Source organism: Devosia sp. (genome assembly GCF_041917035.1).
Taxonomy (GTDB): Bacteria; Pseudomonadota; Alphaproteobacteria; order Rhizobiales; family Devosiaceae; genus Devosia_A.
The window spans coordinates 1-1,571 of record NZ_JAYRYM010000451.1 but is presented as its reverse complement, the minus strand read 5'-3'; the positions used below and the strand labels follow the sequence as shown (position 1 = coordinate 1,571).

The window sequence follows — 1,571 nt, the reverse complement described above, 5'->3', positions numbered from 1 at the left end:
TGATGTTGGCGCCGTTCGAGTAGCCCAGCGCCAGCCGCTCGCCGGCCGGCGCCGTCGCGGCGACGAAGGACGCGACCCTGGCCGTGGCGCGGGCGAGGTCCTGCATGTCGTAGCGTCCTTCGGCGAGGCGCCGGAAATAGCGCAGCGCCCCGCCTTCCGAAACGTCGCCGCGCAGGCCGATGCGGCGCGTGTCGGGCCTCAGCTCGGTGGCGAGATCGAGGAACTGGTGCTCGTCTCCGCCGGTACCGTGGAACAGGAAGAGCGTTGGTGCCTCGGCGGAGGCGCCGGGCCGCTCGGCCGTGACATAGCCCTGGTCGGGGTTCATCGCGTCGTCTCCATCCGATCCTCAAGCGGCTGCAGCGTCCGCTCGAGCGCGGACCGCAGGTGCTCGTGCTGGCGGGGCAGCCTGAGCGCTTCGCCCAGGTGCGCGCTGTCCTCGTCGCGATCGAAGCCGGGCTCGTTGGTGGCGATCTCGAACAGCACCCCGCCGGGCGTGCGGAAGTAGATGGCCCAGAAATAGTCGCGATCGATCACCGGCGTCACCTGGTAGCCGGTATCGAGCAGGGCCTGGCGGACCGCCAGCTGCGCGGCGCGATCCTCGACGGCAAAGGCGAGGTGGTGCACCGAACCGGCCCCGAGGGCGCCGCGCTCCACCGCCGGCAGGACCTCGATGTCGATCCGGTCGGCGCCGTTGCCGCCCGGCCGGACGAAGCGACGCACGCCATGCGACTCTGCCTCCGCCTCGTAGCCCATGAAGCCGAGCAGCTCCTCGCTTCCACCGCCATCGCGCAGGCGAAGGGCCGCCGAATGAAAGCCCCTGATCGCCTCGCCGGCGCCGACGCCATTGCCGGTCCACGGCGCGCGGGCGTCGTCCGCCACCTCGACCAGAGCCAGCGCATCCCCTTCCGGCGCCCGGAAACTCAACCGACGCTCCCCGAAGCTCTCGGAGGCCTCAAGGTTGCCGACGCCCTCCGCGACCAGCCGGTCCTGCCAGAAGCCGAGCGTGCCCTTCGGCACGGCGAAGGCCGTGGTGCCGACCTCCCCGGTGCCGGGCCGGCCGCGCGCGATGCGGGGAAACGGGAAGTGCGTCATGATCGTCCCCGGCGAGCCGGCGGCATCGCCATAGTAGAGATGGTAGACGCTGGGCTCGTCGAAATTGACCGTCTGCTTGACCCGCCGCAGCCCCAGCGCTCGGGTGAAGAAGTCATTGTTGAGCGCCGCATCGCGCGCCATGGCGGTGACGTGGTGCAGTCCCTTGATCTGCGTGAGCATGGCAATCATCTCCTGTCGCGGCCTTGCCGCCGTTGCGACGACATATGGTTGCCGAACGCACGCACAAAACCCGTCGGGCCGGGACAGATTGTTCGACGATCCCGACCAGTCTCAGAGCCGTTCGCGAAAGCCGAGAGTCGGCAGCGTCGGCCCGCCCGGCCGGTACTCGAGGCCGACGAGCCCGGCGTAACCCGCCTTCTCCAGCCATGCGAGCCGCTCGGCATAGTCCATGCCGCCGCTGCCCGGCGCTCCCCGTCCGGGGGCATCGGCAAGGTGAACATGCGCCAGCCGGTCGACCC

3 protein-coding genes are annotated in these 1,571 nt (G+C 70.5%); all 3 read right to left on the bottom strand.

From position 1 onward, the window contains the following. The coding region (locus ACE3TU_RS22220) for an alpha/beta hydrolase (RefSeq protein WP_374628027.1) at positions 1–325 on the bottom strand (325 nt) is incomplete at its 3' end. Next, complete coding sequence (locus ACE3TU_RS22215; protein ID WP_374628026.1) at positions 322–1,272, bottom strand: VOC family protein; 951 nt, start codon at positions 1,270–1,272, stop codon at positions 322–324. The genes ACE3TU_RS22220 and ACE3TU_RS22215, both read right to left, overlap by 4 nt. 111 nt (positions 1,273–1,383) lie before the next feature. Further along, a partial coding sequence (locus tag ACE3TU_RS22210) for a TIM barrel protein (RefSeq protein WP_374628025.1) occupies positions 1,384–1,571 on the bottom strand: 188 nt, incomplete at its 5' end.